Origin of the sequence: Paenibacillus sp. FSL R5-0701 (assembly GCF_037973995.1) — a bacterium.
Lineage (GTDB): Bacteria > Bacillota > Bacilli > Paenibacillales > Paenibacillaceae > Paenibacillus.
Genome location: NZ_CP150230.1, coordinates 4,306,786 through 4,328,501 on the forward strand (window position 1 = coordinate 4,306,786; position 21,716 = coordinate 4,328,501).

The following is a 21,716-nucleotide window of genomic DNA, read 5'->3' on the forward strand; positions in this document are numbered from 1 at the left end:
ATTCTTATCCTAACCGACCTCCCCTAACGGTGCTATCGAATTACCTTAAACTTCTCTTACAGCCCGTTTAAGGTTTTGTTCCCCTACCTCCTCTATCACAATTCTGTGCATTAAAAAAAGCACCTCGCCCATGGGCAAAGCACTTTTCACTTCGGATATTTCGAATGAATCCAGCTGAATCTAACCAACGTTCCCTCATTTGGCTCCGAAAACAACTCGACACGGTTATCCAGGCGGGCACTGATCTCACGAACCAGATATAATCCCATTCCCGTAGATTCATGGTATTGTCTGCCCCGTTCGCCTGTAAAATAGGGATTGAACACGCGATGAATATCTTCGGACGAGATGCCAATTCCCTCATCCTGAATGTCCAGGATTGTACGTTCTTCCTGCTTATAGCCTGTAATGATCACTTTTTTGCCAGATTTGCTATCGGAATAGTTCACGGCATTGGTCAGAATCTGGGTGAACATGAACCGCAGCCACTTGGAGTCACTATATATCTGAAGGTCGTCCTCCATACGAATATCCGGCGTAATGCCTCTGCGAATAAACAAACGTCGGTTCTCAGCAATGCTACTCCGAAGCACTTCTTGCAAAGACAACAGCTCCACACGAAAATCCCCTTCAAACTGTTCAAGCCTTGATGAATGCAAGACCATTTCAAGTCCTTTGCGCAGCTTATCCAGCTCATCCTGAATACTGCCAGCCGTCTCATCGTCCACATCTTCCAAGGTCAGTTGGATGATGGACAACGGGGTCTTCATCTGATGAACCCAGCGATTCATGAATACCACCTGCTGTTCCTTGCTAGTACGTAACTGACCCATCTCGTTCTGCCGATTACGCTCCAGTTCATGTAACAATTCCTGGATGGCCTCCGCCACGACCGAATTTCCAAGCGTTTGAAAAGGCTCGTTTACCAGTTTGCGTGGTTGTTGAAGTAGACGGTAATATGCTCGCAACTGGAAGTAACGAGTGACCAGATAAACCATCAATACCACGATACTGATCAGCATGCCATAAAGGACAATCTTCATCGGACGGCCCTCACCAGAGAGCCAGTAGACACACGGAACCAGCAGCATCTGTAACACATAAAATCCGACTAACATCAGGTGGTCTTTCAGGAAAAGTCTCATTTTCCTTTCCCCTGTGCGGATGAATCCAGTTCCAACACACGATAACCCGCTCCGCGAACCGTCTCCAAAATCTCTTCTGCACCCAGCTCCTTCAACTTCCGGCGAACACGTGTAATATAGACATTCAACGTATTATCATCGATAAAATGCTGATCCTCCCACATCTGTTCCAGCAATTTTTCCCGGCTGACAACTCGACCCGCCTTTGCCATCAGTGCTTCCACCAGTATCGCTTCCTTCTGTGTCAGCTCTGTTGAACGTTCCTCATACTCCAGTACATATCGCTCAGGATAGAGGATCATGGGACCATTCTTCACTGTTACTTCCTGCTGAACAGCAGCGTAAGAACCATAGGCTCGGCGCAGCTGACTTCGTACTTTGGCAAGAACGACTTCATATTGAAAAGGTTTCGTAATATAATCATCCGCTCCATGTTCCAACGCCATAATCTGATCCATACCGCTATCACGAGCCGATATGAATAAAATGGGACATATGGAATGTGTGCGTATCTGCCTGCACCAGTAGTATCCATCATATTGAGGCAAATTCACATCCATCAGCACAAGGTCCGGATTCATTTCCACAAATTCATCCAGTACATGACGAAAATCACCGGTGACTTGTACCTGAAATCCATTTCGGGTCAGATAAGCCGCCAGCAATCCTGCAAGCTTGGCATCATCTTCAACCAACAATATCGATTGCATCGTTAACCCTCTTTCCGTTTCCTGACGTCAATGTATCACATCTAGTTACCCATTTTAGTTGGAAACGGCTTGAAAATAAAGCTTTAGACCACGAGACGCCCTCTCTTCTCTGCCAAACCAATGATAGCTTCCACTCCTGAATTAAACTCAAGAAAGTCCTGCTCGACCCCATCGCTGAAAATAACACCATCCTCTGGCATCTGGGATACAATGTGCAGTGGTTGCTTCGAATGAATCTGTCCAAACACCAGATTGGCCGCAGTCGTCCGGCTCGGGAACGGTTCACGTACTGAAAAATATAAATAAGGCGCATCCCAGTTAAAATGATTCAGATCTTGCCTGCTTCCATGAATGGATGCCGATGTTGTAGCGATCTCCGCTTCGGAATTCATGTTCTGCCATGCCGCCGATCCAACAATGCCCGTGGCTCCCGCCAGCACACTTTTGAACCAGCCTGTCGATCCCATGCCAGTGGATACAATGATGCCACTGGAGGATTGTTGTTCTGTCGATGTACCCAAACGCACTTCATAACGCGCCGACACATGTGTCTTCCGACCAATGAACAGATCATTGACACCATATAGATACTGTCCATCATTGAGTTCCACTTTGGCGAGAGTGACTTCTTTTAATGTTCGTTGCTTTCGAATGACATCAGGAACAATGAAGCTCAGATCTTCCACGGTAAAAGGTAATAACACGCCATCCCACCGCATCGGGTCCGGGTTCACACCGATGAGCGGCTGCTCGGTTACGTATTTGAGGGTGTTGGCTACAAGCCCATCCTGTCCAACCACGACCACGATATCCTGCTCTCCAAAGATAAAATTGGGCACATGTTCCCGATCAATCGTCTGAACGCGCCCCAATTGACCCAGTTGCTGTTGTGCCTGCTGCACAGATAGCCGATAACGACGGTCTTCCTCCATATAATCACTGAAATCTGCGCCCAGACGTTCAATATAGAACTGAGCTTGCTGCACCGTGTTGTATCGAACCACCAGTTCCTCCAGTCGGGTCCGGCGCTTCACCAGAATCAGCTTGTGTTCGGTCATTCGATCGTCCGCTGCAGCCTGCTGACGTACTGATTTTTCTGCCTGTTCAGCTTGTTCTCTTCTTCCTAATCTCATCTCGCTCGACCTCCCTGATCTCTGCCCTGCGCAGGAGACATCAATCCCTGCAACAGATCCGGCGAGATATTAAGCTGTCCGATCTTGCCTGCATTTTCAGCCAGTTCCTGGAACGCGAGTGCGATCAGCTTATCAGAATTCATGCCCATATTCGCCATTGCTTGCAGTACATTCGGCTGTACATTTTGCAATGAATTCATTACCGCAGCAATCTCATAGGCTTTGGCATCCGCTTCGGCATTGTGATTAGCAATGGTTAACTCAATCAGTTGCTGCTTGCGTTCCTCCATCGCTGTATTGAACTGAAGCTGCTCCTGCTCCATCTCATTTTGTTTCTGTTTCACCGAGCGTTCTGCCTGCAATTGGGTCTCACGAATCTGCTGTTTCTTTGTCTCTATGGCAATTTCGGTGTTCAGTTCGTTCTCTTTCACTCGTCTTTCCTGTTCAATGGATGCATTGCGACGGACATAGAGTGCTTCGTCTGCCTGACGCAAAATCTCTTCCCGCGCTTGTGCTTCCAATGCACGCATCGTCTCTTTATTAGGCAGGATGGCCAGTATCGATAGACTCATCAACTCAACGCCCAGTTTCTCCAACTCTTCACTTTGCACAACTTCGCGTTTCATGCTGCTTGCCAGACGTTCACTGGATTGAATAGCTTCTTTCAGCGGCATTTGTTCCAAATGTTTCTTGGTCAGTACTTTGGCTGTGGTGATCACCCGTTGATCCAGCTTGCCGGGATCGTCGGAGATATACCGATTCTTGCGCAAATTGTACGTGTAATTCAGGCTCTGGGTTATTTTCAGGTAATCCACAATGCGATAGCTTAGTTGCCCTTGCACAGTAACCGTCTGATAGTCCCCTGTAATCTCTTCGAACATGAACGGTACATCCACCGAGGACACGGGTAGAACCACTACCGATGTGGTCGGCTCATAATAATAGAAGGACAATCCCACACCTTGACGCTGTACCTTACCATTTTTCACCTTCATGACATACTCACTGGGTTGAAATTTCACAAATCGGAATCCAAACATGGCTCATTCCTCATTTCTTAATATTGTCGTTTTGATATTATCGAAATGATAACAAACGAATTCAATATTGTCAATACGACATTAACAAAATGTTTATATGTCTATTTAGAGAAAGGGATGAAGTCTGAACCTCATTTTTTTTCCGCAAAAAATAAAGAGACCGGATCATATGATCCGATCTCTTTACCTGCTTTGTTATTTTCTATTCATGAGTGTTGATAATGCCACCAAGCATCATCCTTCATAATCAAAAGCGAGCTTTTTGAACTACCTCTAATACAGTTGTTCCATCAGTCTGGCGACTGCAACAGCCCCTTGTGCACGGTTCGCCGTTTCTTTCGGAGCAAACGTGCCATCAGGCATGCCGTTTAACAGTCCAAGTTGTTGCATCGAGGCTACAGCTTCTTTCGCATACCCAGCGATCTCAGCGTTGTCTACAAACACCGTATTTCCTTGTGCAGCATTGGTCGCATCCTGATCATGTTGCACAACCTGCAGCACTCGATTCAGCATAACGGCCATATCTTCTCGTGAAATACGTTCATTGGCTCCAAAGCTTCCATCTGCTCGGCCTTGAATAATGTTCATTTCAATTCCAAGTCGTACTGAATCGGCATACCACTGCCCATCCTTCACATCTGTTGGGATCGAAATAGATGAATCCGGCTTACGTGTATCACCAATACCTTTAATAATCATTTGCAAAAATTGTGCTCTGGTCAATTCACCTTGTGGGGCAAAACGAGTTGCACTCATCCCCGTAATAATTCCCTTACCGTATAGGTTCTGCACTTCTTGGAGAGCCCAATTGTGATTTAGCAGATCATGTAATGGTACTTCAACTTCCGTAATGACATAACTGCCGGATTCCAGCGGTTTAAACGCCATCGTCTTCGTCTTGTCATCGTACTTGGAATACGTAACAGGTTGCATTTCCCCATTTGAAGATATGGAATGTACAACCATAACTACATCATTCTTCTTAGGCTGCTCTACATTGGATAGGGCAACTTCAACCGCTCTGTTTGTCCATTGCAATGGCTTATTGTTCATTAACAAATTCACATCAACAATTGCATGATTACCGATCGCTGCTTTTTGAGATGTAGTCAGTGTACCTGTCGATCCTGTTGCCACTATGATGTCGAACGTTCCCGCAGTCTCCGCAATGGTTAGCGAGAGTGATTTTAGAGGAACACGAACGGTAGTCTGTCCTACAACTACATCCAGTGATTTAACTTCCTCGGAACGAATCCACGCCGCCAGTTGACTTGCAGCCAATTGGAATGTGACTGTCTTGGCTGTGTCAGGCACATCTGCAATCAGTTTCAACGTTCGATTTCCTGCATCCATGGATTGAAGTGCCTGAGTTAATTGAGTTACATCTGGACGAATCGAATACTTGTCATCCCCGGTTGCTGTTCCTTTCACCGTTATTGAACCCTTCGCTGGTGGATTACCAGGTTCAACCGGTGGTGTTACAGCCGGATTCCCCGTTGAAGGAGCTGTTCCCGGGTTGGAAGGTTGTGAAGGTACACTTGGTTCTGATGGATGGCCAGGGCCAGGTGTACCATCTTGACGTACAAGCTTACTCACAGCATCTTGTAACGCACGATCCGCATTGCTCACATCTTGCGTTGAAGATTCAACATCCAGAATGAATGCCTTCGCTTCAGAAAGCGCCTTACTAAATACATTCCAGGTTGAAGTTGTGTATTCGGTTTGCTTTAATTTCTCAGCGGTATCCACAGTAGCTTGCAGTGCAGATTTGTCCGCCGGGAACGTACCGTATGCTTCAAATTCCATGAATCCTACCCAGGTGGGACCTGTTTTAATCGTTACCCGAATATAACGTCCCTCCGTGCCTTCTGGAAGTACATGGCTAGGTGCGGTCGATACAACAACATCACTTGTGGTGTCCACTACTTTCACAAAATTTTTGTTATCGTTGGACACTTCGATCGTATATTTGATGCCGCCACTCCACATCGACATTTCGATTTTGCGGAGGTTAGCAACCTGACCCAAATCCACTTGCCACCAGCTATCCTTACTTTGGTCTGTTCCCCATGAAGTGTTCGGATTGTTGTCAATTGCACCTTCAGGAGAGTTGGCTTGATTACCTCCTGTCCCGGCACTGCTTGAAGCCGTTGCCGTTTTTCCCGTTGTTAAAGCCTCGAGAGAGACCAGATTAGTAAAGGCTTGTTTCAACGTAATCAGTGCTGAATTCACCTCAGACTGGACAACAGCATTGTTATCTCGGACCTGGATCGCTGCCTGCAAAGACTGTCCCAATACAGACCAACTCCGGCGTGTATAGGAAGATTTAGTCTGCTGCTGCATTTGTTGAATGTACTGGTGCAGTTGTGTTTTGTCCACATTGGATAGACCTTGAATGGCATCATGCAAACGTTTAACCGCTGTATTCGCATCCGTCTGTGTTGCTCTTGGATCATTCAAGACCTGCTCAGCGCCTTCCAGCGCTTTGGTCAATACCGCCCAAGTGGCCGCAGACCAGTCAGTCTGCTGATACGTACGCGCTTCCGCTATTTTGGCTCTGAGCTCGTCAAGCTGCGGGGCGATAACCTGCATTTGCTGCATCACACGTTCCAATGCTGCTGTCGCTGCATCTGTATTTGCTTGAGTCACCCCGCCCGGCGTGTATGCCTGTTCGTATACATCATTCGCTGTCGAGATTGCCGGAGCCAGAGTCACCCAGCTTTCCGGAGTAAAATCAGTCTGTACCAATGATTCGGCTCGTGTAAGTGCCGCATCAAGTTGCTGGCGGTCTGCGGGCAGAAGACCCAATCCACGTTTGTACACATCCAGTGATGGCAAGGCTCGTCCTTCGTAGGAGTATCCACCATTCCCCGGAAATTCATCATAGTCGAACATGGCATGATTTTCCCATGCATCTCCCTCGGAATCAATCCAGCCTACATTGGCGGCAATCCACGCGGGCTCCCAATAGAAGAAGCCTGCTCCGCGGTTTTCCGGCACGCCAGCAATCATATCCATAATGCCAGCAATAGCATCATATTGCCCCTGTACCGTTGCAGGGAATGTTGCTCCCCCAACATGAAGCGCTTCGTCCGATCCGATGATGTTTCCATGAGCGTCCCCGTTTTTGTAGGAAAACGGATAGGACGTTTCAGCGATAATGACATCTTTGCCAAACTCGGCTGACACTTCATTCATCGTTTTCTGTACATCTGCAAACGTCCCATGCCAGAACGGGTAATACGAAAGTCCGATGATATCGTACTTCAGTTCGCGTTTCTCCAGCTCACTGAAATACCATTTGAACGTATCCACCTTGCCACCTTCAGCCAGATGGATCATAATCTTCACCTTATCCGCGTTATCGGTGATCTCTCCTTCTACTGCACGTACAGCATCAATTCCGCTTTTCAGCAATGCAACATTTTGCTTAAAATCCACGTCGCTGCTCAAGCCGTTCAGGACACCACTGTTGATCTCATTTCCGATCTGCACCATATCAGGCATGGCGCCCCTTGCTTTCATTTCTCCCACAACTTCATACGTATAGTTGTATACGGCCTGCTTCAGCTCTTCGGGGGAGAGACCTTCCCAAGCTTTGGGACGAAGCTGTTGGCCCGGGTGCGCCCACTCATCCGAGTAGTGGAAATCCAGCAGGATTTTCATACCTTTTTGCTTCACCCGCTCAGCCAAACGAATGACATCGTCCTTGTCGTTGTATCCCCCTGATTTCTGTGGATCATTCCACAGACGAATGCGCACGTAATTGACGCCGCGGTCCTTGAGAATATCGAGCAAATCACGCTCTGTACCGTTGCTGTCCACGTATTTTCCGCCTTTATCCTCAATGGCAGTCAACGTGGAAATATCGACACCTCTAACATAGTCTGCACGATACCCCTCAACGATCACCTTAGCTTTAAGCTGAGGCTCTGGAGGCGCACCATATACAACCCCTGTAACCGTAAAATTGCCCGCAGAGGCGTATTGCATAGGGTCGATATGATCCCATGTCACAAGCACCATTCCTGATTTTCCATTCTGGTACCATGCTTTTACCTGATTAGGCAGAACTGGCGCGCTTCTGGTCACCGTTCTTACTTCGATCTCATCATATCCTATAATATTGGCTGGTTCAGTTCCTTCTGCTTCTCCCCACACTTTGAACTCCAATATTTCTGGCCAGACTCCCTCACCCTTGTAAAAGGAGATGTTCAGTCTGATGTATCGCACATCATTCTGCTCAAACGTCAGATCAGCGATCTGTTTAGGATCGGCATTTTCACTTTGATCAACAACTTTGGTCCATGCCTGCTGGTCAGCAGAGGTTTCTACCATATATTTCACAACCGTGTTTTCTCTCCACGTTATTTCCGCTCCGGACAGATTGTAGTCTTCACCCAGATCAATCATCGCCCACTGTGGTTGTTCCGTTGTCACTCCCGCCGTAGCAGTCCAATGCGTGTCACTTTTACCATCAACCAAATGGTCTTTGTTACTTCCCCACTCCAAATATTCTGTGCTTACCGTAACCGCCTTGTTAAGTGCCACGTTCACTTTTGCATCTTCTGCAGCCGCTGGACGAACCATTAACCCCAGATCACAGAATAGCATCAGTAATACCAGACACCCGCTTATGTACCTCTTATTCACTCTTGATCTCCCCCTTTTTGTGTTTGATTGTGCATAGATCAATGAATGTTATGAATCCTCCTCATTGTAAGCGCTTAATAGCGATAGGCGACACGGCATAATCCAAAGGAAACAGCAGTTATTTTAACAATATGATCCTGTGACAGTTACATTTGAGCTATATCGATCACATTATTTTGCAAAAGAAACAAAAAAATCTGCCCGTCCACCGTAAGGCAGAACAGAGCAGATTTTTAGATATATAATCGTTGTTACACTTATTTAGAAAGTTTCAATTCAAGCTGTACCTGGATATCATTTTCAGTCGAGAGCACAACGGAGTGTGGATTTTCCATTCCGAAATCTTCGAATGTTACCATCGATGTCGCCGACAACAATACTGCATTATTCTCATAAGCAGCTTTTGCATCAAAAGTTACTTCTTTTTCAATACCTTTAACCGTAATGGTACCATTCATTTTGATATCAACCGTTTGACCGACAGGCCATTCCGCAGGTACCCCTTCGAATGAAGTCGCTGTAAATGTAGCTTGTGGATATGTAGCGATGTCGAAGAAATCGGCTTGCTTCACGTGACCATCACGTTGTCCATTCCCGGAATCAATTCCGTCCATCTCGATCTGTCCTTCTGCCTTCATCTGAGAAGCATCGTCTACGTTAATTGTCCAATTCCCTGTTACCTGCTCGTCCACAAAGTTAACGGTCTCCTGTGATGTGGTTACGGAGAAATATACTTTGGAACCTTCGCTGATGCTCCAGTCTCCGTTCAGTTGCTCTGCTCCTGCAGTTTCATTGGCCACAACCGTTCCTGTGCTATCTACAGCTGTTGTGGATGTCGCTGTGCTCGCAGGAAGCACTTGTTCAATCTCCACGTTGTTCCCCAAGTAACTATTGGTGATATAGTAACCACCGCCACCGATTACGGCAACCGCCGCTACACCTGTAATAAGCCATGCTTTTGCTTTCTTATTCATCTCTATGTTTCCTCCAGTACATGATTGTTTAGGTTGCTTCTTGGAGTGAATCATATCAATTGAATGTGTCAGGAAGAAGTCAAGATAAGACAAGTCCCATATTTTTTTGAAATCCGTAATACAGGATTGGCTTTACGCTCTAGCTCATGTAAAATCAGTACAAGTTTACAAAGCGAAAGGAGAACGCTTTTCTTGAAATCCATACTCATCGTTGAGGATGAGCAAGCTATTGCACGAGTACTGGCTGCTTATCTGAGAAAAGCAGAATTTGAAGTTCATCATGCAGCAGATGGACCAACTGCACTTACCCTTTTTGATACCGTAACGCCTTCCCTTGTATTACTTGATGTGATGCTGCCAGGAATGGACGGATGGGATCTGCTGCGGATTATTCGTGAAAAAAGTGCTTGTCCCGTGATCATGCTAACTGCACTGGATGACATTTCAGACCGTCTCAACGGACTAAATGCCGGTGCTGACGATTATATGAGCAAACCTTTTGTACCGGAAGAAGTGGTCGCCAGAGTTAATGCGGTGTTGCGCCGTAATCCACATTGGACCTCAGGTGGCGAAGAGAAACGTTCCTTTGGAAATCTCGTCATTGATCTTGCTGCCAAACAGGTGCTGCTGAACGGTGCAGAGGTTGCACTCACACCTCGTGACCTGTCGTTACTGTTCTTCCTGTCCGATTATCCGAATCGTACATTTACCAGAGATCATCTTATTGAGCAGGTATGGGGGATGGACTATGATGGCAGTGACCGTGCTGTGGATCTATCGATTAAACGACTACGTCAAGCCCTCTCCCACTGGTCGCAAGAGACGGGAGAAATTCGGACGTTACGAGGAATGGGGTATCAATTTTGGATCGCCAACTGAAACCAAAGAAACCCAAACGAACCATATCCATTTTGTCACACTGGACACTGCGATATTTTCTCATTTTGTGTATTGGTTTCACGATTATTGTGGCAGGCGCACTTTACTGGATTAGAACAACCTCTATTGAAAAAAGCCTAAAAACCGCAGAACTGCTTGGTCTGGAGATCGCTGATCAAGTCACTAGTGAAAACAATATGCTTCGGGTTCCACCCGATCTGGACAGACTGGTAACCAAACGAGAGAAACTATTCAACACAGATCATTATTTTTGTGTCATGATCTTGGACAACAACAATCAATTGATTTTTTCCCAGCCTAAAATGGAGCAAAAAGATGTGCATTATCGACTGTCAGATGACTATCGTGAACCGCGAAACAACAAATATGCGGGCGTAACGGTCAACATATCCGAAGGCGATCAAACCTTGGGCAAAGTGTGGGTCATGCAGTCCAAACAATCCATTACATTTGGTCCAGAGACCCTATGGCTTGTTGCTCTAATTCTGGGAGGATTAATCCTCTGTGGATGGTTTACAATCTATCTCCTGTCCAGTAAGTTATCCAGACCGATTCGTCAGGTCGCCTATGCGGCTGAGCAGATTCGAGGTGGTAATTATGATGTGAGTCTTGATTTGAATACACGAGAACGTGAGATCAACGAACTTGTAAATTCATTCCGCGATATGGCTACACGTCTACAACAACTCGAAGAGTGGCGTACACTATCGCTGGCAGGAGTAAGTCATGAACTCAAGACACCGGTAACTTCCATCAAAGGGCTCGTTATGGCAGTACGTGACGATGTGGTGAGTCCACAAGAAGGTAAAGAATTTTTGGATATCGCTTTGAAAGAATCCGAACGTATGGAGCGTATGGTCGCAGATCTGCTTGACTATAATGCCATGGCTGCAGGAAGTGTTTCCGTTCGCAAGGAACGGACGGATCTGAAGCTGTTGGTCGGTGAGATCATCTATCAGTGGAAGATTGCGTATGAGGACAAAATGCCAGAGGTTCAGCTGCACGCCCCTCCAATTAACTTTTTTACCATGGGGGATGCTCTCCGCATTCAGCAGATCATTGTCAATTTGCTTAATAACGCACTTCATGCCACAGCTCCTGAACAAAAGGCTGTCTTCGATATTTATCTACGCGTAGAAGAACAGATGCTGTACGTTGATGTTAAGGACCACGGCACAGGCATCGCAGCCGAAGAACAACCCAAAATCTTCGAACGGTTTTATCGTGGAGAACTCAAAAAACGTCGTAACCGCGGTCTGGGTCTAGGATTAACATATAGCCGCCTACTCGCTCAGGAACAGGGCGGTGAACTGACACTTGTCTCCAGCAGCCCGGAAGGCAGCATGTTCAGATTAAGCCTGCCACGCTGGACTGCTACACAAGAAGCCATGAATACAGAAAAAGCATACGGAGCAGCCGTTAAAGTATAACGCACCTCGCTAACATGACAACTAGCCCAGAACTCCATTCAGGAGACTGGGCTAGTTCAACGTGTTCCTTGTTGCTTTATCCAGAATGGAAGCAATCAACACTCTAATACACGTGGTCTGTATTCATCGTAAGCATCTGAGATCAATTGCTTATGAAGTGCACTACTGGCAATGATTGCTTTCCGCTTTGCTTTCAAAACGATCTGCTCTATATCCGCATAACTGCACCCAGTCAAGCGTTCACATATGTAATCTTCCAACTGAGTCTCCTGTTCAAATGATCCCACCAACTTATTGATATATAATTTGCGACTCGAATCATCAGGCATACCGTAGGTCATCTTGGTATCAAACCGCCGCCAAATGGCGTGATCCAGTTGGGTTTCCAGATTCGTTGCAGCCACCAGAATGCTGTCCCCATCGAATTCGTCCAGACACTGCAACAACGTATTGACAACACGCGCCATCTCTTTCACCTCATCATTGCTCTCACGTGTTCGACCTATGGCATCAAATTCATCCAAGAATAGTACACAGGGATTAATACGTGCATATTCGAATAACTTGCGTACATTACTTCCGGTCTCCCCAAGATGACTATGAATGATTGCATCTAATCTCACAAGTACCAATGGCAGGTCAAGGCGCTCAGCCAGATGTGATGCCGTTAATGTTTTACCAGTACCGGGTGGCCCGAACATGACCATTTTGTTGGGGATTGATACATCATGCTCCCTGAACTTCTCTTTCATGCCCAGAATGGTGATAAATTCATCAATGATACGCTCATTTTCTGCGGAAAATACAATATGCTGGGCTTTTCGCCCACACTCTTTTGGCGTGTAAAAAGCAGCCATATCGATCCCTTTCGCGCGGGGAATCCGATTCATATGATTTATTTTGCTCATGTATTCACATGCTCCTTCATTTATGGTTTCAGTCCGTGATTCAAGTTATTTAAGTTGAACTAATGAATATTTACACTGACCACTTCGATGACAGAACAACCTTCCGATCGCTGTTATCCCCAGATTTTTTGGTTATTTCCTTGAGGGGAAATCCGGGGATAAAGGCGAACGCTCCGCTTCTTCAGGTTCTTTCTGCCCTCTCTGTTTTCGTGTAAATGTTTAGTTCAATTTATATAGATTTTAATCGTAATTATTACTATTAAATAATAACATACTACTTTCTTTTTGCAAATATAAACACAGCACGTCCACTATTTTGCCATAGATGGGGGCATTTGGTTGCAAGCATCAAGAAAATTTGCTATTCTGAATATGCATCGTTGTGTATAACGCAAAAAAGCCCTCTAAATTCATGAGAGCATCAAAATTTTTCCAGATTTCGCAAGCGGCAACTTGTTATTTCCGGAATCTTTATACCAACGACTGTAATCCAAATTAAAAGTGAGGTTAACAATCCATGGCAAAAGACGTATTGTGTGAAGTTAATTCCTGTCGTCACTGGGCTCAAGAGAACAAATGTAACGCTTCCTCGATCTACATCGTGAGTCACAGTAACAAAGAAGCAAGTCAGTCTGCTGAAACAGACTGTAAGACTTTTGAAGTAAAATAAGTAATTTCATGTGATTCACTTAAAGGAGCCCTTACCGGTTCCTTTTTTCTTTGTCTATTGTAACAAGAATGATAATTATTATCAAGCCCTATTCTGTAAAAATCCTTCTCACTTCTTAAATGCACATTGGACAGATGACCTACGTACACTACGTAAGAAGTCAGTATGCCCATGAACGATTAGAACCAAGAGGTGAATAACAATGCCTGTTAAAAGTGGCACACAGTATCGCGAACGAATTGATGCACAGTCCGTCCCTTGCTGGTACAAAGGTAACCTTATTACTGGAAAACGCTCTGAACATGTAGCATTCACTGGTTTAATGGAGACTCAGATGCACATGTATGATCTGCAATCGGATTCTAAATTTGCAGAAACGATGACGTATGCCTCCCCGGCAGACGGCAAACCTGTGGGGATATCCTTCCTGCCTCCAACCAGTGCCGACGACCTCCGCAAACGACGGGAAGGGATGAATATCTGGGCAAATGTGCATCATGGCTTTCTTGGTCGCTCACCCGATTACATGAATACAGCCATAATGTCCTTTTACACAGGTGCCGATCTCCTGAACGAACTATCTCCCCAGTATGCAGAAAATCTCAAAAGTTATTATGCGTACTGCCGTGATCATGATATCACGTTATCCCATGCCTTCATTCAGCCATATGCCAGCAAAATCTCAGGGCAACTGGACGCTACCGAGGATGCTATTGCCGCAAAGGTCGTGGATCGCACCGAGGAAGGTCTCATTATTAGCGGAGCATTCATGATGGCTACACAAGCTGCCACATCGGATGAGATTTTTGTCTATCCGTCACCTTCTCCCGCCCCATTTGATGACGAAAATCCATTTGCCTTCTCTTTTGCTGTCCCCAATGATCTTCCGGGAATCAGTCTGGTATGCAGGGATACCTACGCAGCCGAATCTCACACCAACTATCCCCTGAGTTCCAGATATGAAGAAATGGACAGTATCGTCATCTTTGACCGGGTGCTCGTTCCGCATGAACGAATATTTTTTGCAGGAAGTGAGGAAATGTCCTCGCGTCTCTTCAGTGGTAGTAACTTTCATATTCACGCAGGTCATCAGGTATTGTGTCGTTATATTGCCAAGACGGAATTTGTTCTCGGTACACTTCAGCTTCTCACGGATACGCTGGATCTGAATACGGAAGCACATGTTGTCGAGAAAACCGCGCGTGTGTTCGCAGGTCTCGAATCGTTAAAAGCATTGGCCTTGGCCGCGGAGGCAGGTGCCATCCCAGATGGGCGCGGATTTGTGTTACCTGCACCCAAACCATTGATGGCAGCCAATCTCCTTTTTCCGAAACTTTATCCTGAGATGATTGAAATTCTGCAACTCTTGGGTTCGAGCGGGGTGATTATGATCCCTCAGGAAGAAGAGTTTCAATCCGATATCGCTCCTTCACTGAATATATATCTGAAAGGGAACGATATGGCTTCTCACGAACGCAACGCTCTGTTCCGCCTGATCTGGGAGCTTGGGGCTGGATCATTTGGGGGCAGACAGACCCAATTCGAACGATTCTTTTTTGGCAATGTCCTTACGGTATCCAATCGGTTGTTCTCCGTCTACAACAAAGATCAGACGAATCGTCAGCTCGTTCGTGATTTTCTATTCAACACCAGCAAATAAGAGAACTAATGAATCTTTTTTTATACCAGATGGTCATAGACCGTCATCAGTTCAGAGGCTGGTCTGCTTGCATCCATATCCCGCAATGCAGGCTGGTCTCCGTAACCGATATGGAATACCCCCAGCACCTTCTCATCACTTGTCAAACCCATCAAATTCATAAACACAGGATGTTGTTGATAATCATTGATCTTCCAGACAGCATTCAAACCCTGTTCCGCAGCCAGAATACTAAAGCGTTTGCTCCAGGCTTTGGCCGGCAGAAGATCATCCTCACGGGCATTTTTAGGCGCCACAACAACCAGATGGGTAGGGATTGCTTCCGTGTATTGATATGTAGCCCAATCGCCGTAGCGATCAGCCAGGTGGGGTGGATAGCTCTGTCTGACCGCTTCCAGATAAAGCTGTCGTCCTTCGCCTGCAAACAACATAAACCTCCAGGGTTCTGAACTCATCACATATAATGAAGGATCTGCTTCATCAAGCAACTTTCGTATAACCGACTGGGGTACTGGCAACGGACTGAATTCGCAAGTTCCTGCACGTCTCTTGCCGCTGCTTATATCTTGACTTAGACCGGTAGACATGGCAACTTCCCCTCCTCTATCTGCATGAGATATCTTTATCCTTCAATCGCCTTCACATCAACCATGTTTTCTTCGGTTCAACGGCTTCCGTTTTCCAGCGATCCACCTCTTCGTGGATGCGCGCTTTATCACGCGTCGTAAACTGTTCTGACTCCAACACTTCTGCTTGAGGCATGCTGTCACGTATCAAGCGAATGTAGTCCATGGAACGGATCAGAGACTGGCGTCCAGGGATGTACCTAATTTTGCGTCCTTCCAACAAGCAGTATATCTCGATCATACCCGGTAATTTACCGAAGGCTTCCCAGCAGAATGCACTGACCATATGCTGAAACGCCTCAACTACGTTTGGATCGTGGACAACCATATATTTCTGAATAAGCAGCGAATCCCAGCCTTCTGGTTGCCAGGCCGCCTGAAATATCATCGACAAATGCATGGATAATGAAGGTAACTCCGTTCTCCACTGTTCAAAAAGAATGGCTGGATGCTTCAGATCATCGTTCATTGCAATGGCGAGTGACAATTCATCCGTAATCTTGTTCTTCACATCCCAGTAATGGAGAACAGATTCGAAACCATCCGCCTTTCTGGGCCACCATTTCTCAAGTAAATACTGTACAGGTACCTCTTTGCGAACATCGGGGTCGAGACTGTAAAAGGCATTGACCGCGTGGCTCACCGCATATTGTACACGATGCCTCCATTGCAGTGGAGAACGCTGCTCAGACACTGGTTCAGGGCGGATGAATCGGTGTGGGCTGCGCAGCATTTCTTCCAATCTGTAATCTTCAAGCAGACGTCCAGGAAGGTCATTCCTTCCCAATGGTATCGCTGCCTGAACATTATGTCTTAACATGATCTTTAGGATACCTGTAATCCGGCAGCAGCGAAGCGTTTGCCAAAGTCACGGCATGTTTCCTTCTCCTGCTCAAGCGGACTGTATTCAATTTTCAACATCTCTGGAGATACCTCCGCCCCACGCTCTTGCAGCTTGGCAGCCGCGAGATCAACCGCTCCGCAGAACTGCTCATAAGACGTGTCACCACTACCGAACACTGCTGCTCTCTTGCCGCTCAAGTCAAGCTCATCCAACTCTTCATAGAAATCAAGGAATTCATCTGGCAACTCCCCGTCTCCCCAAGTGTAGACGCCGATCATGAATCCGTCATAGTCCAATACATCGGATGCATTACAATCCGTTACGGATTTCAGATCTGCGTCGTGACCTCCCTGTGTAATTCCTTCCACAATCAGTTCTGCAATTTCTTCTGTATTTCCCGTCATGCTTGCATAAGCCACTAACAATTTAGCCATCTATTTTTCCCTCGCTTTAGTTTGATCATGTTATATTCTCTTCATGAAGAAAGAATGAATTTTGGATTAACAAAATCATATGTGATAATGATTATCATTGTCAAATTAATTTTTTGGTTATCTTTGTTTTTCAGTATATGGTACACTCCCGTCCCCCAACTGGCGTACAAGCCCTTTTTTGTTGTACAATAGTATCCAAATGACTTTTGAAGGATGGATAAATCATTATGTACGTAGCTAAGAATTGGAAGGACTATGAAGTAATCGATACAGGAGGCGGCGAGAAACTGGAACGTTGGGGAGATGTAATTTTACGCAGACCCGATCCACAGATTATCTGGCCCCTTGAGCAAGAAACCAATGAATGGCGTCAGGTGCATGGTCACTATCATCGTAGCTCTTCCGGTGGCGGTAACTGGGATATGAAAAAGCCCATTCCCGAGCGTTGGACGATCGGATACGAAAACCTGAAATTCCACATTAAACCTACCAGCTTTAAGCACACTGGCCTGTTCCCTGAACAAGCTGCCAACTGGAGCTGGATGATGGATAAAATCTCCAATGCAGGACGCCCTATTTCTGTCTTGAACCTGTTTGCCTATACAGGTGGAGCAACGGTAGCCGCAGCTTACGCTGGCGCTTCTGTTGTGCATGTGGATGCAGCTAAAGGCATGGTTCAATGGGCCAAGGAAAATGTTCAATTATCCGGACTGGCTGATCGCCCTGTTCGTTTTATTACAGATGATGTATTCAAATTCGTACAACGGGAACAACGTCGCGGAAATCGTTACGACGCCATTATTATGGACCCTCCTTCATATGGCCGAGGCCCTAATGGAGAGACATGGAAACTGGAAGAGAACCTATATCCTTTCTTGAAGTCATGTATGACGATCTTGTCGGATAATCCATTATTCATGCTGGTTAACTCTTACACTACGGGCATTTCCTCTACGGTTCTGCGCAACATGTTGACCATGACGATGTCTGCTCAGTACGGTGGTGACATTACTGCAGGTGAAATTGGTCTGCCAATCACACGTAGTGGTCTTGATCTGCCTTGTGGTATTCTGGGCCGTTGGGAGTCTTAATCATGTCAGAACATCGGCATGACCACGATGCGATTCCGATTCTGTTCGAAGACAACCATCTGTTAGGCATTACGAAGCCGGTCAATGTACCTACCCAGGAAGATTCATCAGGTGATCCGGATTTGCTTACATTGCTGAAGCAGGATCTGAAAGAACGATACAACAAACCTGGCAATGTGTATCTCGGGTTAGTACACCGGCTTGATCGTCCTGTTGGAGGGGCAATGATTTTTGCCAAGACATCCAAAGCAGCTTCGAGATTGTCCGAGACTGTTCGGGGACGTCATTTCCGTAAAATATACGCGGCTGTTGTACATGGCAAGTTGCCTGCACAGCAGGGAACGTTAAAACACACACTCCTGAAAGATGCACGCACAAATACCGTTACTGTTGTACCTAAAGGTACGGCTGGTGGTAAGGATGCCGTTCTGGATTACCGGGTTATTGGAGAAACAGATCGATACAGTCTCATTCATATCGAACTGCACACCGGCAGATCTCATCAGATTCGGGTGCAAATGAAAGAAATGGGCTGTCCTCTGTACGGGGATCAGAAGTACGGCGCAAGCGTGAATAAACCCGGCCAGCAGATTGCCCTATGGTCTGCGATTGCTGCTTTTCCTCATCCAGTTACCAAGGAAGAAGTTATTCTGCAATCTTTGCCTGCAAGAGAATTCCCATGGGCAGAATGGCCCGCTGCCGTGTACCAAAAGGCTTTTGGACAACCTCAATAAGTACGTGTTCAAAAAGACTGGTTTTCAGTACCGAGAAGATGGGATGAAGATAGAAATGGAGTAGCGGAGCGTAGAAAAGCTACGTGAGCAACGGACATTTCGGCTGAATTCCATATTCGATGCTTATGATGCCGATAGGCATCATTCGTAATCAAAAGCGGTTTTATCGAACAACCTCTATAAGTGCACAGGATCAGGTTACATCTGTCCATAAAACGTGTCGTTCAGATTCTGTATCTGAACGACACGTTTTCTTATATTTTCAGCTTTATACCTAAAATACAGAGAGGAGACATCATGATGACCCCGTTTACCAAACAAGTCATTGCGATCATCGCGGCGATTCCCGAAGGTAAAGTGATGACTTACGGTCAGATTGCAGCCCATGCTGGAAGTCCAAGAGCTGCGAGACAAGTCGTACGTATTCTGCACTCGATGAGCCGCAAGGAACGTCTGCCCTGGCACCGTGTCGTCAATGCAAAAGGAGAAATCTCCATACCAGATGAACACTCGCGCATGATGCAGGAAACAGAACTGATTAGCGAAGGTGTGGAGTTTCAACTAAACGGAACCATTAATCTCAAACAGTTCGGTCATGAGCCCGATCCTGTATTTCTTATCGATCCAACGATCCAGCCCGAATAATAAAAGTACTCTCCTCCTATCGCACAAACCAAAAAGAGAACTCAGGCAGTTAGGGTTACCCCTTCGACTGCTAGAGTTCTCTTTTTTGGTCTTATCTGATATTCGTTATGCTGTAGCCGTCGCTTTTTCCTGTTCTACAGTAACAGGCTCAACAGCTGGTTTTGTTTTCCGAATAAAGAACGCCATGATCAAAGCAACCACGGTCATTCCGGTAGCCACGATGAATGCATAGTTAACACCGTAAATCGTTGCATCTGCTGTAGCTGCTAACATCGCTGTCTTATTATTAGGGTCAACTTGGCCAGCAGCCACTGCATCCGCCAGATGTGTTTTGAGCTTACTACTCATGATAGTAACCAGAATGGCTGTACCGATCGCACCGGCAACTGTACGCAATGTATTGGACATCGCTGTACCATGCGCGTTCAGACGTTGAGGCAGTTGATTCAGACCTGCTGTCTGGATTGGCATCATCAGCATCGACATACCGAACATACGAGCCGTGTAGATAAACATCATGTAGCCGTAGGTCGTATCGATTGCCAGACGACTCAGTCCAAAAGTTGTAATCGCCGTAATGGCAAGACCCGCAACCGAAAGCCAGCGTGCGCCCACTTTATCAAATATGCGACCTGTAATTGGGGACATAATCCCCATCAATATCGCACCGGGCATCATCAGAAGTCCTGATTCAATCGGTGAGAATCCACGAATGTTTTGCAGGAAAATAGGAAGCAGGATCATACCTGCAAACATCGCCATGGTCACGAGCATATTGATAATCGTTGTTAATGTGTACATGTTGTACTTGAAAATACGGAACTCAAGGAGCGGATGATCTGTTGTCAGTTGACGAATAACGAACAGAATCAGGGATATCGCACCTACGACGAGACATCCAATGACAATTGCACTGCCCCATCCATCGGTACCCGCATCACTAAATCCGTAGAGCAAACTACCAAAACCTAGTGTAGATAAAATAACGCCTGGATAATCCAGTTTAGGTCTGGATTGACGTGTTACGTTTTTGACAAAAGCAATACCAATTGCCGTTGCAATAATAGAGAATGGCAAGATGATGTAGAACAACAATCTCCAGGAATAATGCTCAACCACATAACCTGAAAGTGTAGGCCCAATCGCAGGAGCCAGAATCATCGCGATCCCCATGGTTCCCATGGCCTGACCGCGTTTCTCAATCGGGAAGATGGTCAGGAATACAACGGTCATCAGAGGCATCAGGATACCTGCACCTGCCGCTTGAATGACACGACCTACCATCAGAATGGTGAAGGTTGGACTAAGACCACAGACTAATGTACCTATGGTAAATAGAGTCATGGCTGTAATGAAAATTTGACGCGTTGAAAATTTGGCAATCAGATATGCCGTAACCGGAATCAGTACACCGTTCACAAGCATGTAACCCGTGGTTAACCACTGGGCTTTGTTTGCATTGATCGCGAGGTCTTCCATGATTTTAGGAAGTGCCACGTTCATCAGGGTTTGGTTCAGGAATGCCACAAAGGCACCAATTAACAATGCCGCTACAATCGGGCCTTTCTTGATGTTGTCCATCGCTGAGGATGGAGCTGCAGCAGTAGTCGTACTCATATGTTGTTCATCTCTCTTCCTTCTAACTTTTCAATCATTTGACTATGAATTCTAAGTAGGTGCTCAAGGTCTTCCTTCGATATATCCAGAATGGGTGACACTCTTTCCATCCACAAATGGTGCGTTTCCTGTTGGGCCTGTTCCCCTTTATCCGTAATCTGAAGCTTAACGGATCGGCGGTCAGCATCTGAACGTGTGCGAACGATATACTCGCCTTTGACGAGCCGCTCCACAACAGCGCTCATGGAACTGCTGCCCATATGGCATAGCTCAGCCACTTCGTTGATGCCAATGGAAGGACGCTCCCTCAGGATGGATAACACCATAAACTGAATCGAAGTCAGCTCGATCTCCTTGTTTTCATTCCAAAATGCTCGAAAAAGCATTTGATTCACTTGGCGGAACGAATTAATAATATAGAATACTTCATACGTATCAGTCATTGATTCACCCTTTTACTTTTGGAATATAATATTTCGTACACGAAATATCAGGGGAACAA

General features: G+C 46.1%; 19 protein-coding genes. 7 read left to right on the forward strand and 12 right to left on the reverse strand.

The window, feature by feature from the left end:
- Positions 1-146: 146 nt before the first annotated feature.
- From MKZ13_RS18895 to MKZ13_RS18920, 6 genes are all read right to left on the reverse strand, one after another.
- On the reverse strand, positions 147-1,145 hold the full coding sequence (locus tag MKZ13_RS18895; RefSeq protein WP_221820425.1) for a sensor histidine kinase: 999 nt from the start codon (positions 1,143-1,145) through the stop codon (positions 147-149).
- Entirely contained in the window at positions 1,142-1,855 is a 714-nt protein-coding gene (locus tag MKZ13_RS18900; RefSeq protein ID WP_339177353.1) for a response regulator transcription factor, read from the reverse strand. Before MKZ13_RS18900 ends, MKZ13_RS18895 begins: the two co-directional genes overlap by 4 nt.
- 83 nt (positions 1,856-1,938) lie before the next feature.
- Positions 1,939-2,913: a sugar kinase gene (locus MKZ13_RS18905; RefSeq protein WP_339185416.1), complete on the reverse strand. Its 975-nt coding sequence runs from the start codon at positions 2,911-2,913 to the stop codon at positions 1,939-1,941.
- 71 nt (positions 2,914-2,984) lie between these two features.
- Positions 2,985-4,028: an SPFH domain-containing protein gene (locus tag MKZ13_RS18910; protein ID WP_339177356.1), complete on the reverse strand. Its 1,044-nt coding sequence runs from the start codon at positions 4,026-4,028 to the stop codon at positions 2,985-2,987.
- 273 nt (positions 4,029-4,301) lie between these two features.
- Positions 4,302-8,681 carry a glycosyl hydrolase 53 family protein gene (locus MKZ13_RS18915; protein ID WP_339177358.1) on the reverse strand — a complete coding sequence of 1,460 codons (4,380 nt, stop codon included), beginning with the start codon at positions 8,679-8,681 and terminating at the stop codon, positions 4,302-4,304.
- Positions 8,682-8,938: 257 nt separating this feature from the next.
- On the reverse strand, positions 8,939-9,655 hold the full coding sequence (locus MKZ13_RS18920; protein WP_339177359.1) for a YceI family protein: 717 nt from the start codon (positions 9,653-9,655) through the stop codon (positions 8,939-8,941).
- A 192-nt stretch (positions 9,656-9,847) separates the two neighbouring features.
- On the opposite strand from MKZ13_RS18920, the gene MKZ13_RS18925 reads away from it, so the two are divergent.
- A complete protein-coding gene (locus MKZ13_RS18925; protein WP_339177363.1) occupies positions 9,848-10,534 on the forward strand; it encodes a response regulator transcription factor in 687 nt (228 codons plus the stop codon).
- A complete protein-coding gene (locus MKZ13_RS18930; protein WP_339177366.1) occupies positions 10,519-11,985 on the forward strand; it encodes a HAMP domain-containing sensor histidine kinase in 1,467 nt (488 codons plus the stop codon). Before MKZ13_RS18925 ends, MKZ13_RS18930 begins: the two co-directional genes overlap by 16 nt.
- A 95-nt stretch (positions 11,986-12,080) precedes the next feature.
- Here MKZ13_RS18930 and MKZ13_RS18935 read toward each other — a convergent pair whose 3' ends face one another.
- Positions 12,081-12,893: an ATP-binding protein gene (locus MKZ13_RS18935; protein WP_339177368.1), complete on the reverse strand. Its 813-nt coding sequence runs from the start codon at positions 12,891-12,893 to the stop codon at positions 12,081-12,083.
- A gap of 517 nt (positions 12,894-13,410) precedes the next feature.
- Between MKZ13_RS18935 and MKZ13_RS18940 the strand changes: the two genes are divergently transcribed.
- A complete protein-coding gene (locus tag MKZ13_RS18940) occupies positions 13,411-13,563 on the forward strand; it encodes a DUF1540 domain-containing protein (protein WP_076209985.1) in 153 nt (50 codons plus the stop codon).
- 202 nt (positions 13,564-13,765) lie between these two features.
- Positions 13,766-15,223 carry a 4-hydroxyphenylacetate 3-hydroxylase N-terminal domain-containing protein gene (locus tag MKZ13_RS18945; protein ID WP_339177370.1) on the forward strand — a complete coding sequence of 486 codons (1,458 nt, stop codon included), beginning with the start codon at positions 13,766-13,768 and terminating at the stop codon, positions 15,221-15,223.
- Positions 15,224-15,243: 20 nt separating this feature from the next.
- Here the strand turns inward: MKZ13_RS18945 and MKZ13_RS18950 are convergent, their stop codons facing one another.
- Genes MKZ13_RS18950 through MKZ13_RS18960 form a run of 3 tightly spaced genes read right to left on the reverse strand, consistent with a single transcriptional unit; the run spans position 15,244 to position 17,127 of the window.
- Entirely contained in the window at positions 15,244-15,810 is a 567-nt protein-coding gene (locus MKZ13_RS18950) for a nitroreductase family protein (protein ID WP_339177373.1), read from the reverse strand.
- A 52-nt stretch (positions 15,811-15,862) separates the two neighbouring features.
- Positions 15,863-16,669, reverse strand: coding sequence for a hypothetical protein (locus MKZ13_RS18955; RefSeq protein ID WP_339177375.1), 807 nt, complete (start codon positions 16,667-16,669; stop codon positions 15,863-15,865).
- 5 nt (positions 16,670-16,674) lie between these two features.
- Complete coding sequence (locus tag MKZ13_RS18960; RefSeq protein ID WP_221820413.1) at positions 16,675-17,127, reverse strand: flavodoxin; 453 nt, start codon at positions 17,125-17,127, stop codon at positions 16,675-16,677.
- A gap of 227 nt (positions 17,128-17,354) precedes the next feature.
- Between MKZ13_RS18960 and MKZ13_RS18965 the strand changes: the two genes are divergently transcribed.
- The 3 genes from MKZ13_RS18965 (at position 17,355) to MKZ13_RS18975 (ending at position 19,597) form a co-directional block, all read left to right on the forward strand.
- The gene (locus MKZ13_RS18965; RefSeq protein ID WP_017687801.1) at positions 17,355-18,218 is read left to right on the forward strand and encodes a class I SAM-dependent methyltransferase; all 864 of its coding nucleotides are present in this window, start codon (positions 17,355-17,357) and stop codon (positions 18,216-18,218) included.
- Positions 18,219-18,220: 2 nt separating this feature from the next.
- Complete coding sequence (locus MKZ13_RS18970) at positions 18,221-18,952, forward strand: RNA pseudouridine synthase (RefSeq protein ID WP_339177377.1); 732 nt, start codon at positions 18,221-18,223, stop codon at positions 18,950-18,952.
- Positions 18,953-19,252: 300 nt separating this feature from the next.
- Entirely contained in the window at positions 19,253-19,597 is a 345-nt protein-coding gene (locus tag MKZ13_RS18975; protein WP_237174759.1) for an MGMT family protein, read from the forward strand.
- Between the two features lie 105 nt (positions 19,598-19,702).
- Here the strand turns inward: MKZ13_RS18975 and MKZ13_RS18980 are convergent, their stop codons facing one another.
- Together MKZ13_RS18980 and MKZ13_RS18985 are read right to left on the reverse strand one after the other, a co-directional pair.
- Positions 19,703-21,214: a DHA2 family efflux MFS transporter permease subunit gene (locus MKZ13_RS18980; RefSeq protein ID WP_047843512.1), complete on the reverse strand. Its 1,512-nt coding sequence runs from the start codon at positions 21,212-21,214 to the stop codon at positions 19,703-19,705.
- Positions 21,211-21,657, reverse strand: coding sequence for a MarR family transcriptional regulator (locus tag MKZ13_RS18985; protein ID WP_036613308.1), 447 nt, complete (start codon positions 21,655-21,657; stop codon positions 21,211-21,213). Before MKZ13_RS18985 ends, MKZ13_RS18980 begins: the two co-directional genes overlap by 4 nt.
- Between the last annotated feature and the right edge of the window lie 59 nt (positions 21,658-21,716).

What these genes read in the sequence shown, in the direction of transcription:
- MKZ13_RS18895 (WP_221820425.1), bottom strand. Translation starts at nt 1,145, where the DNA reads ATGAGACTTTTCCTGAAAGACCACCTGATGTTAGTCGGATTTTATGTG.
- MKZ13_RS18900 (WP_339177353.1), bottom strand. Translation starts at nt 1,855, where the DNA reads ATGCAATCGATATTGTTGGTTGAAGATGATGCCAAGCTTGCAGGATTG.
- MKZ13_RS18905 (WP_339185416.1), bottom strand. Translation starts at nt 2,913, where the DNA reads ATGACCGAACACAAGCTGATTCTGGTGAAGCGCCGGACCCGACTGGAG.
- MKZ13_RS18910 (WP_339177356.1), bottom strand. Translation starts at nt 4,028, where the DNA reads ATGTTTGGATTCCGATTTGTGAAATTTCAACCCAGTGAGTATGTCATG.
- MKZ13_RS18920 (WP_339177359.1), bottom strand. Translation starts at nt 9,655, where the DNA reads ATGAATAAGAAAGCAAAAGCATGGCTTATTACAGGTGTAGCGGCGGTT.
- MKZ13_RS18935 (WP_339177368.1), bottom strand. Translation starts at nt 12,893, where the DNA reads ATGAGCAAAATAAATCATATGAATCGGATTCCCCGCGCGAAAGGGATC.
- MKZ13_RS18940 (WP_076209985.1), top strand. Translation starts at nt 13,411, where the DNA reads ATGGCAAAAGACGTATTGTGTGAAGTTAATTCCTGTCGTCACTGGGCT.
- MKZ13_RS18945 (WP_339177370.1), top strand. Translation starts at nt 13,766, where the DNA reads ATGCCTGTTAAAAGTGGCACACAGTATCGCGAACGAATTGATGCACAG.
- MKZ13_RS18950 (WP_339177373.1), bottom strand. Translation starts at nt 15,810, where the DNA reads ATGTCTACCGGTCTAAGTCAAGATATAAGCAGCGGCAAGAGACGTGCA.
- MKZ13_RS18955 (WP_339177375.1), bottom strand. Translation starts at nt 16,669, where the DNA reads ATGTTAAGACATAATGTTCAGGCAGCGATACCATTGGGAAGGAATGAC.
- MKZ13_RS18960 (WP_221820413.1), bottom strand. Translation starts at nt 17,127, where the DNA reads ATGGCTAAATTGTTAGTGGCTTATGCAAGCATGACGGGAAATACAGAA.
- MKZ13_RS18965 (WP_017687801.1), top strand. Translation starts at nt 17,355, where the DNA reads ATGTACGTAGCTAAGAATTGGAAGGACTATGAAGTAATCGATACAGGA.
- MKZ13_RS18970 (WP_339177377.1), top strand. Translation starts at nt 18,221, where the DNA reads ATGTCAGAACATCGGCATGACCACGATGCGATTCCGATTCTGTTCGAA.
- MKZ13_RS18975 (WP_237174759.1), top strand. Translation starts at nt 19,253, where the DNA reads ATGACCCCGTTTACCAAACAAGTCATTGCGATCATCGCGGCGATTCCC.
- MKZ13_RS18980 (WP_047843512.1), bottom strand. Translation starts at nt 21,214, where the DNA reads ATGAGTACGACTACTGCTGCAGCTCCATCCTCAGCGATGGACAACATC.
- MKZ13_RS18985 (WP_036613308.1), bottom strand. Translation starts at nt 21,657, where the DNA reads ATGACTGATACGTATGAAGTATTCTATATTATTAATTCGTTCCGCCAA.